General features: G+C 73.9%; 13 protein-coding genes and 2 tRNA genes. 3 read left to right on the top strand and 12 right to left on the bottom strand.

What is annotated here, in order from left to right; translation table 11 throughout:
- The first annotated feature begins 6 nt into the window (after positions 1 to 6).
- Positions 7 to 1074: an FUSC family protein gene (locus QUG93_RS02415; RefSeq protein ID WP_289472004.1), complete on the top strand. Its 1068-nt coding sequence runs from the start codon at positions 7 to 9 to the stop codon at positions 1072 to 1074.
- Between the two features lie 119 nt (positions 1075 to 1193).
- On the opposite strand, the gene QUG93_RS02420 is transcribed toward QUG93_RS02415, so the two are convergent.
- From QUG93_RS02420 to QUG93_RS02450, 7 genes are all read right to left on the bottom strand, one after another.
- Positions 1194 to 1799 carry a histidine phosphatase family protein gene (locus tag QUG93_RS02420; protein WP_289472005.1) on the bottom strand — a complete coding sequence of 202 codons (606 nt, stop codon included), beginning with the start codon at positions 1797 to 1799 and terminating at the stop codon, positions 1194 to 1196.
- A complete protein-coding gene (gene crcB, locus QUG93_RS02425) occupies positions 1796 to 2170 on the bottom strand; it encodes a fluoride efflux transporter CrcB (RefSeq protein ID WP_289472006.1) in 375 nt (124 codons plus the stop codon). The genes QUG93_RS02420 and crcB overlap by 4 nt, the downstream gene beginning before the upstream one ends.
- Positions 2167 to 2598 (bottom strand): fluoride efflux transporter FluC, encoded by a 432-nt coding sequence (locus tag QUG93_RS02430; RefSeq protein ID WP_289472007.1) that lies wholly within the window; start codon positions 2596 to 2598, stop codon positions 2167 to 2169. The genes crcB and QUG93_RS02430 overlap by 4 nt, the downstream gene beginning before the upstream one ends.
- 5 nt (positions 2599 to 2603) lie before the next feature.
- The gene (locus QUG93_RS02435; RefSeq protein ID WP_289472008.1) at positions 2604 to 3011 is read right to left on the bottom strand and encodes a RidA family protein; all 408 of its coding nucleotides are present in this window, start codon (positions 3009 to 3011) and stop codon (positions 2604 to 2606) included.
- Between the two features lie 74 nt (positions 3012 to 3085).
- Positions 3086 to 5428: a GNAT family N-acetyltransferase gene (locus QUG93_RS02440; protein WP_289472009.1), complete on the bottom strand. Its 2343-nt coding sequence runs from the start codon at positions 5426 to 5428 to the stop codon at positions 3086 to 3088.
- Complete coding sequence (locus tag QUG93_RS02445) at positions 5425 to 6864, bottom strand: lysine N(6)-hydroxylase/L-ornithine N(5)-oxygenase family protein (RefSeq protein ID WP_289472010.1); 1440 nt, start codon at positions 6862 to 6864, stop codon at positions 5425 to 5427. The genes QUG93_RS02440 and QUG93_RS02445 overlap by 4 nt, the downstream gene beginning before the upstream one ends.
- The gene (locus QUG93_RS02450) at positions 6861 to 8336 is read right to left on the bottom strand and encodes a pyridoxal phosphate-dependent decarboxylase family protein (RefSeq protein ID WP_289472011.1); all 1476 of its coding nucleotides are present in this window, start codon (positions 8334 to 8336) and stop codon (positions 6861 to 6863) included. Before QUG93_RS02450 ends, QUG93_RS02445 begins: the two co-directional genes overlap by 4 nt.
- Before the next feature lie 108 nt (positions 8337 to 8444).
- On the opposite strand from QUG93_RS02450, the gene QUG93_RS02455 reads away from it, so the two are divergent.
- Complete coding sequence (locus tag QUG93_RS02455; RefSeq protein WP_289472012.1) at positions 8445 to 9599, top strand: NAD(P)-binding domain-containing protein; 1155 nt, start codon at positions 8445 to 8447, stop codon at positions 9597 to 9599.
- Positions 9600 to 9655: 56 nt separating this feature from the next.
- Here the strand turns inward: QUG93_RS02455 and QUG93_RS02460 are convergent, their stop codons facing one another.
- Positions 9656 to 10873, bottom strand: a complete 1218-nt coding sequence (locus QUG93_RS02460) for an FAD-dependent monooxygenase (protein ID WP_289472013.1) — start codon at positions 10871 to 10873, stop codon at positions 9656 to 9658.
- A gap of 84 nt (positions 10874 to 10957) precedes the next feature.
- On the opposite strand from QUG93_RS02460, the gene QUG93_RS02465 reads away from it, so the two are divergent.
- Positions 10958 to 11506 carry a MarR family winged helix-turn-helix transcriptional regulator gene (locus tag QUG93_RS02465; RefSeq protein ID WP_289472014.1) on the top strand — a complete coding sequence of 183 codons (549 nt, stop codon included), beginning with the start codon at positions 10958 to 10960 and terminating at the stop codon, positions 11504 to 11506.
- 352 nt (positions 11507 to 11858) lie between these two features.
- Here QUG93_RS02465 and QUG93_RS02470 read toward each other — a convergent pair.
- From QUG93_RS02470 to QUG93_RS02485, 4 genes are all read right to left on the bottom strand, one after another.
- Positions 11859 to 11931, bottom strand: a tRNA-Glu gene (locus QUG93_RS02470).
- Positions 11932 to 11989: 58 nt separating this feature from the next.
- Positions 11990 to 12065, bottom strand: a tRNA-Glu gene (locus QUG93_RS02475).
- A gap of 129 nt (positions 12066 to 12194) precedes the next feature.
- A complete protein-coding gene (locus QUG93_RS02480; RefSeq protein ID WP_289472015.1) occupies positions 12195 to 12827 on the bottom strand; it encodes an MBL fold metallo-hydrolase in 633 nt (210 codons plus the stop codon).
- A 157-nt stretch (positions 12828 to 12984) separates the two neighbouring features.
- A complete protein-coding gene (locus QUG93_RS02485; protein WP_289472016.1) occupies positions 12985 to 14028 on the bottom strand; it encodes a LacI family DNA-binding transcriptional regulator in 1044 nt (347 codons plus the stop codon).
- Between the last annotated feature and the right edge of the window lie 9 nt (positions 14029 to 14037).

Below are 14037 nucleotides of genomic sequence, written 5' to 3' on the forward strand. Positions count from 1 at the left end.
GCCGACATGACGACGCCTGCACACTCGACCCGGACCACCAACCTCGAGGGCGCAGCCCGCGCCGCGATCGCCGGCGGTGCGCCGCTCGCCCTGCTCATCGCCCTCGGGATGCCCGGGTACGCGGCCTTCGCGATGTTCGCCGGGTTCACCGCGATCTTCGGGGCGACCGAGCCCTACCGGCAGCGGATGGTGACGACCGGTGTCGCCGGGGCGCTGCAGGCCGCGTGCATGGCTGCCGGGATCGCGGTGTCGCTGTCCGGCGCGCCGCTCTGGCTGCAGGGCGTCGGACTCGTGGTGGTCCTCGTCGTCGCGGTCTGCACCCTGAGCGCGCTGCAGACCATCCCCGCCCAGCCGATCTTCCCGGTGTTCGCGTTCTGCGTCTCTGCCCTGGTGCCCGTGCGGGCCACCGACCTGCCCCTGGTCGCGACGATCATCGTCGGCTCGGTGGTGTGGGCGTGGCTCGTCGCGATGTCCGGAGCGGTGATCCGGCTCGTGCTGCACCCGCACGCGCCGCACGTGTTCCGCCCGATCGCGCAGCGCAAGCACCGCTCCCTGGCCGTGCTGCGGAGGTCGGCGCTCTGGGAGACGGTCGGCCTGAACGTCGTCGGGGCGCTCGTCGCCGGCGCGGTCGCCGAGACGATCCCGTGGCTCGGGCACCCGTACTGGGCGGTCATCGCCGTGGTCTCGACCCTGCCGGCGATCCGCCAGCGACACACGGTCGTCCGAGCGGTGCAGCGGTTCGTGGGCACCATCGGCGGGACGGTGATCGCCGTGGGGATCCTGCTGCTCGAGCCCTCGGCGTGGTGGATCGTGGTGATCGCCGTGGTCGGCCAGTTCTTCGCGGAGATCTTCGTCGCGCGGCACTACGCCGTGACGCTGCTGTTCCTCACGCCGCTCGCGCTGGCGGTGTCGTGGCTGAGCGTGCCCGAGGCCCCGGAGCTGCTTGCGGTGGACCGCGTCGCGCAGACGCTGCTCGGTGCCCTCGTCAGCGTGGCGCTGCTCGTGGTCGGTCGCGGGGTCGAGCGTCGGCGCGGGCGGGCGCTCGGCGCGACGAGCGCGATCCGCACCGTCTGAGCCGGGGCGCTCGTGGGGCGTGACGCCCGCTGCCGTGCCCGTGCCCGGAACCTGGTTCCGGACACAGCACCGGGAAGAAGCGCGGTGTCGTGTCCGGAACCTGGTTCCGGGCTGGCGGGTCAGTCGCGCGGCGCGACGTTCCAGGAGTCGATGACCGGGCGGCCGTGCTCGTAGCCGAGCGAGCTCACCGTCGCCGTGCCGAGCTTCAGCACGGCACCGTCCTGCGGGGCGAGCCGGATCCAGGCGGCGCCGAGCGCGCGGAGGACGTGCCCGTGGGCGACCACGATGGCGTCGTCGCCCTCGGCGAGGACCGGCCGGACGCGGTTCAGCACGCGTTCGACGCGCACACGCACCTCGGCGGCGCTCTCGCCCGGGGTGTCCCCCGCCGGCACGCCGTCGGTCCAGAGGTCCCACGGGCCGTGGCGCTGCACCTTGATCTGCGGGGTGGTCAGGCCCTCGTACGCGCCGTAGTCCCACTCGTACAGGTCCTCGTCGAGCTCCGGGTCGACGCCCACGAGCTCCGCCGTGTCCCGCGCGCGCTGCAGCGGGCTGGACAGCGCGAGCGCGAACGTCCGGTCGGCGAGGTACCGGCCGGCGCGCTTCGCCTGCTCGATGCCGTTCTCGGTGAGCGGGATGTCGGTGCGGCCGGTGTGCTGGCCGCTCTTCGACCACTCCGTCTCTCCGTGGCGGACGAGGACGAGTTCGCCGGGGCGTTCCGAGGTCATGTGTTCCTTCCGGTGTACAGGCCGAGCGCGGCTGCGCCGACCGAGACGACGAGCATCCCGAGCCCGTTCAGCACGGCAGCCCGGGGTCTCCCGGACCGGAACAGCTGGACGGTCTCGACACTCGCCGTCGAGAACGTCGTGTACCCGCCCATCATGCCCGTGCCGAGCACGGCGACCGTCGAGGGACCGAGTGCCCCGGTCTCGCCGAGCCCGGTGAGGAACCCGAGCACGAGCGAGCCCGACACGTTGATGACGAACGTCCCGAGCGGGAACCGACCGACCCTGGCCTTGACGACGCCGTCCAACCAGCAGCGGAGCGCCGCGCCGGCGCCGCCGCCGAGGGAGACCAGGAGGAGTTCGACCGGCGTCACGACGACGCCCCCGTACGCCGCGGACGCACCCGACCGGCGACCCACGTGCCGGCGGCGACCGCGGCCAGTCCGAGCAGGACCGACAGCAGCGCGTACCCGGTCCCGGCACCCCAGCGCGCGGCGTCGAGCAGCTTCGCGGTGTCGTCGGCGAGCGTCGAGTACGTCGTGGAGCCGCCGAGCACGCCCGTGCCGACGAACAGGCGCGCGGCCCGGCGACGACCGACGTCCGGGCCGCGGTGGGCGAGCGCCTCGAGCAGCAGACCGAGGCAGAACGCCCCGACGACGTTGATCCCGAGGATCGTCCAGCTGACGCCGTCGACCGCGGGCAGCGCACTGGCGAGCGCAGCACGGACGCCGGTGCCGACCGCGCCGCCGAGCGCGACGAGGCCGAGGGACCGCCACTGCCGGTGCGGGGGCCGCGGATCCACCGGGGTCAGTCCCGGACCGCGGCGACGCCCTCGACCTCGACGAGCTGGTCGTCGTAGCCGAGGACGGTGACGCCCATCAGGGTGCTCGGGACGTCGTGGTCCCCCATCGCAGTTCGCACGACCTCCCACACGGTGACGAGGTCGGCCTGCTCCGAGGAGGCGACGAGCACGCGGGTGTGCACGAGGTCGGCGAGTTCGGCACCCGCCGCGGCGAGGGCGGTCTCGAGGTTCGCCATGCACCGGACCGCCTGGCCGCGGTGGTCGCCGACAGCGACTGTGCGGCCCTGCTCGTCGAGCGGGCAGGCGCCGGCGAGGAACACGAGTCGGGCGTCGGCCGGAGCGGTCGCGGCGTACGCGTACTCGGCGACGTCGCTGAGTCGGTCGGAGCGGATGAGCTGCACGGCACGGGTCACCCCGCCAGCCTGACACAACCGGGCCTGCGGGCGGCCACGGGGACCGCCCGCGGGCCCGGTTCGTGTACGGACGCTCAGTGCGCGATCGGGTTCGCCATCCGTCCGGCCCTGATGAGCGAGTCGGTCTGCGCCGTCAGGTCGACCATCTGCAGGGTGTTCCGCAGCTGCAGCCGGTTCAGGCACGAGTGCTCGAAGTCCGGCACACGCAGGTCGAGCGGCCGCGCACGACCCGCTCCCGCAGCGTCGACGCAGGACCCGACGAGCCGCCAGAAGACCGCGCTCGGCAGGACCCCGTCCTGGTCGAGGACGGCCGCGAGGTACCGGAGCACCCCGTCGAACACGTCGGTGAACACCCCGAGTGCCGCCTCGTCGTCGCCCACCGGGTGCACGATCCGCTCGATGCCGGCCGGGACCGCGACGTCACCGACGACCACGACCTCTTCCCCGATGTCCTTCATGAACACCCGGGACACCACGCCGTCACGGAGGACGAGCACGAGGTTCTCGCCGTGCGGCATGAACAGCAGCTGGTGCTCGGTCAGGCAGTGCACGACGGGCCGGAGGTACGCGTCGAGGTACTGCGCCACCCACGAGGCGGCGTCCAGCCCGGACTGCTCGACGAGCGCGGCGGCGACGGACCGGCCGCGGGCGTCCCGGTGCAGCAGCGCCGCCATGGTGACCGGCCGCTCGCCGGGCTCCAGCCGCGGCACGGGGCTCTCCCGCCACAGCGCCGCGAGCATCTTGCGCTGCGGTGCACCGCGCTGCGCCGGTCCCGACCCGATCCGGTGGTAGACGTCCCCGGTGTAGCCGACGGCGGCGTGTTCGCGGAGCACCCCGAACCCGGCGTCGGCGAGCACCGGGTCGGCCTCGACCAGGCCGGCGACCCAGTCGTTCACCGCGGGAGCGGTGCGCATGTACGCGGGCGACATCCCCCGCAGGAACCCCATGTTCTGCACGGTGAGCGCGGTCTTGACGTACGAACGCCCGGGGACGGAGCGGTTGAAGGCCGTGCGGACGGACTGCTGGGGCTGGTGGTCGTCCGGCCCCTCGCCGAGGTCGACGAGGTCCTGCCGACCGAGGTCCGGCGCGAAGGTGACGGCGATCCGGTGCTGCCACTGCCACGGGTGCACCGGGAACCAGGTGTGGTCGTCCGGGTCGAGGCCGCGGCGCTCGAGGGTGTCGCGGAAGCGGTCGACCGTCGCGGGGTCGAGCTCGGCGTCCCAGTGCTGCTGCTCGGTGCGGTCCGCGGCGAGCGCCAGGTGCGTGTGCTCCCGCCGGGCGGCGAGCCACCGGTACCGGAACCGACCGCCGGACTCCGGCGCGTAGCGTCGGTACTCGTCGAGGCCGAAGCCGATCCGACCGTTCGCGGCGACGAAGGCCGGGTGCCCCTCGGTCATCGCGGCCTCGGCGTCCTGGAACGCCGCGACGACGTCGCCGTCCGCTCGGCCGCGGGCGAGCTGCGCGGCGGAGGGCCCACCACGGCGGTGCTTCGCGGCGGCCGACGCCAGGGTGGACGCGACCTCCTCGAGGTACGTCCCGAGCATCTCGTCAGGGATGCCGAGTGCGTCCTGCAGGTCGAGCACGAGCTGCTGCGCGTCGAGCGGCGCCGGTCCCGACCGACCGGCGCGGCTCCGGGTCAGGGACGACTCGTCGACGACCCAGTGCTCGAGCTCGTACCGCCGGGCGCGGAACCGGTAGGTCGAGTCCCCCGCGTCGAGCGCCCACCCGTCGCCGTCGGGACGCGGTGCCACGAGCCGTTCGTGGGTGAACTCGGCGATCGCCTTCGCGACGAGGTGGCGCTGCGCCGGCTCGAGGTGCTCGGGCCGCAGGTGCGCAGCGGGCCCGTCGTCGTCCGGCACGCCGATCCGGTCGGTGTCGAGCACCGAGAGCAGCGCCCGCTTGCCGTCCACGTCGACCTCGCGCAGGGCGCGGAAGCCGACCTCGGCGTTCTTCACCTGCACGGCGGTGTTCCGCACGTCCGGCTCGACGACGACGCGACGGGCACCGAGCGCGTCACGGCAGTGCTCCACCACGGCCCGCATCACGGCGCTCGTCAGCCCGTGCACGCGACCGTCCGCGGGCGGCGGCGCGACGAGCAGGTGCATCCCGACGTCACCTGCCTCGGCGTCCCACACGTCGGTGAGCAGCACCTGGCGCGGGTCGTAGGTCTCGGCGTACGCGATCGGGTCGCCGTCCCACCGGAGCAGCCACCCCGCCTGCGCCGGGTCCTCCTGCACCGACCGGAGGTACCCGCGGACGGCGTGCACGTCGTGCTCGGTCATCGACCACCACGCGGACGCCGGGTGCGCGAGCCACGCCTGCACGACGGTGGCGTCGCGGTCCGGGTCGACGGGCTGGACGGACGGGAGGCCCGTGGTCGCGTCCGTCGCGCGGGCGACGGTCACCGGGGCGCTCACGCCGACACCCCGACGCTCGCCGCCCGGCGGTCTGCCGTGGCAGCCGCGGCGCTCGCCGCAGCGGCGCCCTCCGTGCCCGCCGCGGCGTCGCCGTCGGCGCTCGCCGCAGGGCCGGGAGCCGGCTGCCCGCCGGGCAGGCCGAACTCCTGGAAGGCGATCCGTTCCTCCAGGCCGTACACGGTGCGCCCCGTGACGGACCGGATGATCGACGCGTTCCGCCACGCACCCATGCCGAGGTCCGGCGCGGTCAGGCCGTGCGTGTGCTCCTCGGCGTTCTGCACCCAGATGCGGCCGCCGAGGGTGTCGACGTGCAGGTCACGGGCGACCGCGAACCGGCCGCGGTCGTCGCGCGCGACCAGGTGCTCGACGGGTGCGAGGACGTCCGGGGTCCGCGGCCGGTACCCGGTCGCCAGGACGATCCGGGCGACCTCGTGCGCCGCCTCGGTGCCGAGCTGTGCGTGCCGGAGCGTCAGCCGGAAGCGGTCCCGTTCGGGCAGCCACTCGGCGGCCACCACGCTCGTGTCGGTCCGGAGGGTCGTCGGCACCGGGCCACGTGCGCTGATCCGGTAGAGCGCGTCGTAGACCTGGTCGACCAGGTCGGCGCTGATGCCCTTGTACAGGCCCCGCTGCTCGCGACCGAGGCGGTCGCGCACCGGGCGGGGCAGGGCGTGGAAGTGGTCCGTGTACTCCGGGCTCGTCATCTCGAGGGTGAGCTTGGTGTCCTCCATCGGGAAGAACCGGGGCGAGCGCGTGATCCAGTCGAGGCGGTACCCGCCGTCGCGGATGCCCTCGAGCAGGTCGCGGTAGACCTCGGCGGCGGACTGCCCGCTGCCGACGACGGCGATCGAGTCGGCGCGCCGGAGGTCGTCGCGCGCCGGGAGGTAGCCAGCGGAGTGCACGACCGGGCCGGCGAGGTCCCGGAGTGCCTCGGGCACCGCGGGTTCGGTGCCGATGCCGAGCACGACGTGTCGGGCGACGTACCGCTCCGGGCCGTTCGCCGTCTCCGCGTGCACGGTGAACAGGTCGGTGGTCTCGTCGTGCTCGACCGCGACGACGCGGCGACCCCAGCGCAGCGTGTCGAGCTGGTCGGCCGCCCACCGGCAGTACGCGTCGTACTCGGCGCGCAGGGGGTGGAAGTCCTCGCGGATGTAGAAGGGGTAGAGGCGGCCGGTCTCCTTGAGCCAGGCGAGGAACGAGAACCGCGAGGTCGGATCGGCCATCGTGACCAGGTCGGCGAGGAACGGGACCTGGATCGTGGCGTCGTCGAGCATCATGCCGTGGTGCCAGGTGAAGCCGTCGGCCTGGTCGAGGAACACGGCGTCGAGGTCGTCGATCGGGTCCGTCAGGCACGCGAGACCGAGGTTGAACGGGCCGATCCCGATGCCGACCACGTCGTGCACGGTCGTGCCGGTGCTGGTGCTGGTGCTGGTGCTCATCGGGTCGCTCCCGTCGTCTCGGTGGACCGGGCGTGCGCCTCGTGCAGGCGTTCCGCGGTCGCCACGACGTGGTCCAACGACGCGACGACCTGCTCGGCGGTGGTCTCCGGGTTGAGGAGCGTGAGCTTGCTGGCCGGCCGCCCGTCGACGACCGTCTTCGCGATCAGCACCCGTCCCTCGGCCAGGAGGGTCGCGCGCAGCGGGGCGACGAGCGCGTCGGCCTCGGCGTCGGACACCCCGTCCGGCTGCCAGCGGAAGAGCACGGTGCTGAGCTGCGTCGGCGCGAGGAGCACCAGCCCCGGGTGACGTCGGACGTGGTCGTGCACCTGCTCGGTGACGTCGAGCACGGCGTCGAACGCGCGCCCGATGGCCGGTGCGCCGCTCGCCCGGAGCGTCGTCCAGAGCTTCAGCGCGTCGAAGCGCCGCGTGGTCTGCAACGACTTGTCGACCTGGTTCGGCTCGTCGGCGTCCTCGGGGTTGAGGTAGTCCGCGTGCCAGGACGCACGGCGCAGGTCGACGGGGTCGCGGACGAGCAACGCGCTCGAGGACACCGGCTGGAAGAACGACTTGTGGAAGTCGGCCGTGACGCTCCTGGCACGCTCGATCCCGTCGAGCAGGTGCCGACGGGTCGGGGACACGAGCAACCCGCAGCCGTACGCGGCGTCGACGTGGAGCCAGACGTCCTCGAGATCGCACACGTCCGCGATCGGCTCGAGCGGGTCGATGCAGCCGCGATCGGTCGTGCCCGCGGTCGCGACGACGGCCATCGAGGCGCGGCCCGCTCGTCGGGCCTCGGCGATCGCGTGCGCGAGCGCGTCCGGGAGCATCCGGCCCGCGGTGTCGGTGGCGACGTCGACGACCGCCCGCTCGGGCAGCCCGAGGAGCATCGCGGACTTCCGGACGCTGAAGTGGCTCGACGCGGTGGCGAAGACGACCAGGTCGTCGAGGGCGGTCGGCCGCCGGCCGTCCGTCGTCGCGGCCTGTCGCGCGAGCAGCAGGGCGTGCAGGTTCGACTGGGTGCCACCCGAGGTGAAGACGCCGTCGCCGGCGGTGAACCCGATCGTCTCCGTCACCCACGAGACGACGCGGCGTTCGACCTCGGTGCCGATCCGCGACTGGTCCCAGGTGTCCACCGACGGGTTCACCGCGGCGAGCACGGCCTCGGCGGCGACCGCGGGGACGGCGACCGGGCAGTTGAGGTGGGCGAGGTAGCCGGGGTCGTGGAACCAGACGGTCTCGGCGGTGACGAGGGCGTCGACCTCGGCGACTGCGGCCTCGGCGGACCCGAGGGGCCGGTCGAGGTCGACGGCTGCGACGCGTTCGCGGAGGACCGGGGCCGGCGTGTCGGTCGTCGGGGTCGTGACGGCCGCCAGACGGTCGGCGGTCCGGTCGACGGCGCCCCGGACGACCGCTCGGTAGCGGTGGGCACGGTCGGACGTGAGGATCTCGAGCAGTGGATTGACGCTGTTCACGTTAGGCAAGGCTAACCTCACTTCGTGGCCGACCAGAACCGCGAACGGGGGAAGAACGATCGTTCCGCCCGGACTGTCCCCCGGTCCCGTGCCCGCTAGCGTTGGACCGTGCCCACCGCAGACCACACCGCGACCGTCGCGGTCGTCGGTGCCGGTCAGGCGGGCTTGTCGGCGGCACACCACCTGGTCGCCCGCGGGTTCGCGCCCGTCGGCCCGGCCGCCGTGGGGTCCGGCTCCGGTGCAGGAGCTGCACCGGCTGCACCGGCTGCACCGAGCGTCGTCGTGTTCGACGCCAACGAGCACCCGGGCGGCGCCTGGCAGCACCGCTGGGAGTCGCTGCGCATGCGCACCGTGAACGGGATCTTCGCCCTGCCCGGCATGGCGCTGCCGCCGATCGACCCCGACGAGCCGAGCCGTACCGCGGTCCCGCGCTACTTCGCCGCGTACGAGGAGCACGAGCACCTGCCGGTCCTCCGCCCGGTGCACGTGCACGGCGTGCGGTCGATCGACGCGGCGACGACCGGGCCCCTGCTGGTCGAGACGGACCGCGGCGACTGGCAGGTGTCGGCCCTGGTGAACGCGACGGGCACGTGGGACACCCCGGTCGTCCCCGTGGTCCCCGGCGCCGAGCGGTTCCGCGGCGAGCAGCTGCACAGCCGTGACTACGTCGACGCCGATCGCTTCCGCGGACGCCGGGTCGCGGTCGTCGGCGGTGGGATCTCCGCGGTGCAGCTGCTCGACGAGATCAGCGGTGTGACCGACACCGTCTGGTACACGCGCCGCGAGCCCGTCTTCCTTCCCGGGGAGTTCGTGCACGAGCTCGACGGGGTCGACGTCGAACGACGGGTCGCCGCGGACGTGACGGCCGGCCGCGCGCCCGGGAGCATCGTCTCGTACACGGGGCTGATCTGGACGGACCAGGCGCGCTCCGCCCGCGACCGTGGAGCGCTGGAGCGCCGTCCGATGTTCGTCCGCATGGGTCCGTACGGGGTCGTCGAGCAGGACGGCTCCGCCACCTCGGTCGACGTCGTGCTCTGGGCGACCGGGTACCGCGCCGACCTCGACCACCTCGCCCCGCTCGGGCTGCGCGGACCGCTCGGTGGGATCCCGGTGGTGGGCACCCGGACGGCCGCGGACCCGCGGGTGCACCTGGTCGGGTACGGCCCGTCGCAGTCGACGATCGGTGCGAACCGCGCCGGCAGGGCCGCGGCCCGTGAGGTCGCACGCCTGCTCGGCGTCGCGCCCGGCACCTTCCCGAGGTGACCGTGGCCGGACGGGAGGCGCGGTGCGGGCCCGCCCGAGCCTCCCGTCCGTCCGTTTCAGGACACCGTCACGAGCGGCGGCAGGGGCCGGTCGGTGTCGGCGACCTGCGTGACCCGGGCGGCGAGCTTCCGCAGCGGCGTCCCGAGCAGGACCGCGTCGGCGACCCGGCGCGCGGCGAGGCCGAGGCGACTGCGCGGGAAGGCGAACCGGATCACGGCGTCCGGGATGCCCTGCACGTCGTCGACGAGCGGACGCATCCAGTCGTCGAAAGCCGCGAGCGCACGGTCGACGGCCGCTCGGTCGACGGCGCCCCGGCCGGTCACGTCCGCGAACGACGTCGCGAGGACGTACCCGCTCGTCAAGGCGAGCGAGGCTCCCCCACCGCCCATCGGCGTGACGCACCACGCCGCGTCCCCGACCAGTTGCACGCGACCCCGACGCCAGGACGGCATCCGGATCTGGGTGAGCTGGTCGACGTACAGGTCGTCGGTGGTCGCGAACCCCTCGAGGACGCGGTCGGCCTCCCACCCGACGCCCTCGTGGCGGCGGCGGAGGGTGTCGACCAGGTCCTGCCGGTCCCGGCCGACGAGGTCGTCCTGGCCCACGTGGGCCAGGATCGCGCGCATCGTGCCGTAGGGGTCCGGGCGGAGGTGCACCTGGCGGCCGCCGACCGCCGTGTACCAGCGCCAGCGGTCGTCGTCGGTGGCGGTGCGCGGGATCGTGCCGAAGGCCATGGTGACGCCGAGGTCGCGCGGGTCGACGTCGTCGGGGTCGGTGAAGACGAGGTCGCGCGTGGTCGACCGCACCCCCTCGGCCACGACGAGCAGGTCGGCGTCGAGTCGTCGGCGAGCGCTCGTCGTCACCGTGACGGCGTCGTCGCGGTCGGAGACCGATGCGATGGTCTCGCCGTACCGGACGTCGACCCCGTCGGGCAGGTGGTCGAGGAGGATGCGGGCGAAGTCGCCGCGCAGGACCTCGAGCTCGGCGGTGGCACCGTCCGGCCCGTCGCTCGGCACCTCGGCGCGGACGGAGCCGTCCTTCCTGACGAGCACGGTGCCGGTCTCCGTGGTGTTCGCCGTCCTGACGGCGTCGACGAGGCCCATCCGTTCGAGGACCTCGTGCGCGACCCCGCGCACGTCGACGTTCTGACCGCCGTCGCGGAAGGCGGGCGCGCGCTCGATCACCGTGACGGCCCATCCGGTGCGGCGGAGCCACCAGGCTGCCGACAGACCTGCGATGCTCGCTCCTGAGATCACTGCGTGTGGTGCGGACATGTCCTGCTCCTCGTGTGCGGTGCGGTCGGCTCGTGTCGCCCGCTGTGCTTTACAGTGAAGCGACTTGACTGTGGAGGAACCTGGATGCCCGACGTCGACCCGCTCGAGGCCTCGTGGAACGACGACGAGGTGGCGGTCATGCACCGGCTGCGCGACTGGGCCGTCGCCTTCGACGAGTTGAACCGACACCTCGGCACCTGGGTGCGGCTGCCCTCGTCGGACGCCAACGCACTCGGGCAGGTGCTCTGGGCCGAGCGTGCCGGGGACCCGCTGTCCCCCGCCCAGCTCGCCCGACAGATCGGCATGACCTCGGGGGCGACCTCGGTCCTGGTCGACCGGCTCGAGGCGGCCGGCCACGTCACCCGACACCGCGAGAGTGCGGACCGGCGTCGCGTCACCCTCCGCACGACCGAGACGGCACGGTCCGCGAACGAGGCCTTCCTCGCGTTCGCGGGTCGGGAGATCGCGGGGACGCTGCGCGACACCGACGCCCACGAGCTCCGCGCCGCACTGGCGTTCGTCGACCGGATGACCACGGCGGCCACGGCGGCGAACCTCCGCCTGGCTCGCCGCGCGACCGGATCGGCCCAGCTCCGGAGCGAGGCCGGGGACCAGCCGGGCCGGGCCGGCTGACCGGGGACGCATCGAGCCGGAGCCCCTCGGGCTGGCGACTCGTCGGGCGGGGCGACTCGTCGGGCCGGGCCAGCCGACCGGGGACGCATCGAGCCGGAGCCCCTGGGGCTGGCGACTCGTCGGGCGGGGCGACTCGTCGGGTCGGGATCAGCTGGCCGTCGACGCAGTGGGCCGGGGACGCGCCGGGCGGGCCCGGGCCGGGAGCGGTCCGAGCCGGGCCGAGCACGATCGGGCCGGACGCGATCTGCTCCGGACGCGACGTGGGCCAGAAGCGATCCGGGCCGGACGCGATCTGGCCGGCAACGAACGAACCCCCGCCGAGCCGGAGCTCGACGGGGGTTCGTGGTGTGTGTGACCCCAGCGGGATTCGAACCCGCGTTACCGCCGTGAGAGGGCGACGTACTAGGCCGCTATACGATGGGGCCGTGGTCTCCGACCGAGGGCGGAGCACACGTGTTGTCGGACTCGGAGGCTAGCCACCTGTGGTGACCCCAGCGGGATTCGAACCCGCGTTACCGCCGTGAGAGGGCGACGTACTAGGCCGCTATACGATGGGGCCGTTCCGACAACCCGATAAGTATGGCACAGCAGCGGCGCGCTGCCAAAACGAGGCGTGTCGCCCGGGTGTGCCGCGACGGCGGGGGGCCGGTCTGCCGGTGGTGGGGCGAGCCTCCCGGCCGACCCATGGTCAGATCGTGAGCGACTCGCCGGGCTGCAGCACCACGAGTTCCCCGTCCCCGATCGCCTGCCGCTGCCGGTCCGTGTGCATCGCGAACCCCACGTCGGACAGCGTCGCCTCGTGGATCGGGTACGCACGCTGCGGGGCGACCGCGGCGATCCAGTCCATCATCTCGGCGACCTTGAGCCACGGTGCGCCGACCGGGGCGGCGAGGACCTCGACCGGCACGCCGGGGACGGTGTACGCGTCGCCCGGGTGGAACAGCCGGCCGTCCACGAGGACGCCGGTGTTGTCGACGACGGGCACCGACGCGTGGATCACGTTGTGGCGGCTGCCGTGGAAGTCCAGGGCGAACGGGCCGACCTCACGGTGGTCGCCGTCGGTGACGACCGCGACGTCGATGCCGTCCTCGGCGAGCGCTGCGGCGACGCCCGCGGGCCCCAGGACGACCGCACCCGGGTTGCGGTCGAGGATCCCACGGACCTGCTCGGGGGTGACGTGGTCGGGGTGCTCGTGGGTGACGACCACGGCGACGACCCCGGTGACGTCGACGGGTCGGGTGAAGCCACCCGGGTCGATGACGAGTCGGGCGCCGCCCGAGGTGACGACCTGGCAGGCGTGCTCGAGCTTGGTGACCTCCATGCAGCGACCCTACGCGGCGGGGTGCGCACCCGGTCCGCGAGCTCGGTGGGACCGCGTTCCCGACATCGGACCGGCCGTCGTGTCCGGTCCGGTGTCGCTCCCGTGGTCCGACGCGCCCAACACGGCGTCAGCGGGCACGGCGTCAGCGGGCACGGCGTCAGCGCGCACCGCGCGCCGCCTCGCCGCGCTGCACCCGCGGCGGCGCCGTCGTCGTCCGCACCACCAGTTCCGTGGGCGCTGCCGGCAGCGGCCCCGCCGACCCGCCGTCGACCTCGGCCAGCACGGCCCGCGCCGCCGCCCGGCCCTGCGCCGCCGGGTCCTGCGCCACGGTCGTCAACCCGACCACCGCGCCGTACTCGTGCCCGTCGATCCCCATCACCGAGACGTCCCCGGGGACCGCGAGCCCCGCCTGCGCGGCGGCGAGCAGCACCCCGAGCGCCATCTCGTCCGAGGCGCAGGACACCGCCGTCGGGCGGTCGGACGCAGCACGGTCGAACAGGTACGCCCCGGCGGCGGCTCCCCCGGCGAACGAGAACCGACCGTCGAGCATGCGGTCCTCGCGGACGGTCAGGCCGCGGGACCGGACGGCCTCGACGAAGCCGTCGCGCCGCAGGTGGGGCACGGCGACGTTCATCCCGTCCTCGTCCTGTCCGCCGAGGTACGCGATCTCCCGGTGTCCGAGCCCCGCGAGGTGGGCGACGGCGCTCTCGGTGACGGCGAGGTCGTCCACACCGACGTTGCGCAACCCCGGTGCGGGCCCGCCGATCACGATCACCGGGTGGTGCGTGAACTCGAGCTCCGATCGCTCGGTCTCGTCGAGGACCAGCGAGAGCAGCACGAGCGCATCGACCCGGTGCCGGAGCATCGAGCGTCGGAAGGCCCGTCCGCGGTCGCCGCCGGGCCCGCCGAGGTTGTAGAGCACCAGGTCGTGGCCCGCGCGCCGCAGCTCGGCGTCGACGCCACCGAGCGCCTTGACGTAGAACCAGCGGTCGATCACCGGGACGACCACCCCGACGGCACGCTGCCGCCCGGTGGCGAGACCGGCCGCCGCCGAGCTGGGCACGTACCCGAGCTCGTCGGCGACCCGCCGCACCTGGTCGATCGTCGTGTCCGCCACGGTCGGCATGCCGCGGAGCGCCCGGGACACCGTGGACTTCGACAGGCCGGTGACGGTCGCGATCTCCTGGATCCCCGTGTGCACGGTCGCCGG

Origin of the sequence: Curtobacterium caseinilyticum (assembly GCF_030363035.1) — a bacterium.
In the GTDB taxonomy this organism is placed as follows: Bacteria; Actinomycetota; Actinomycetes; order Actinomycetales; family Microbacteriaceae; genus Curtobacterium; species Curtobacterium caseinilyticum.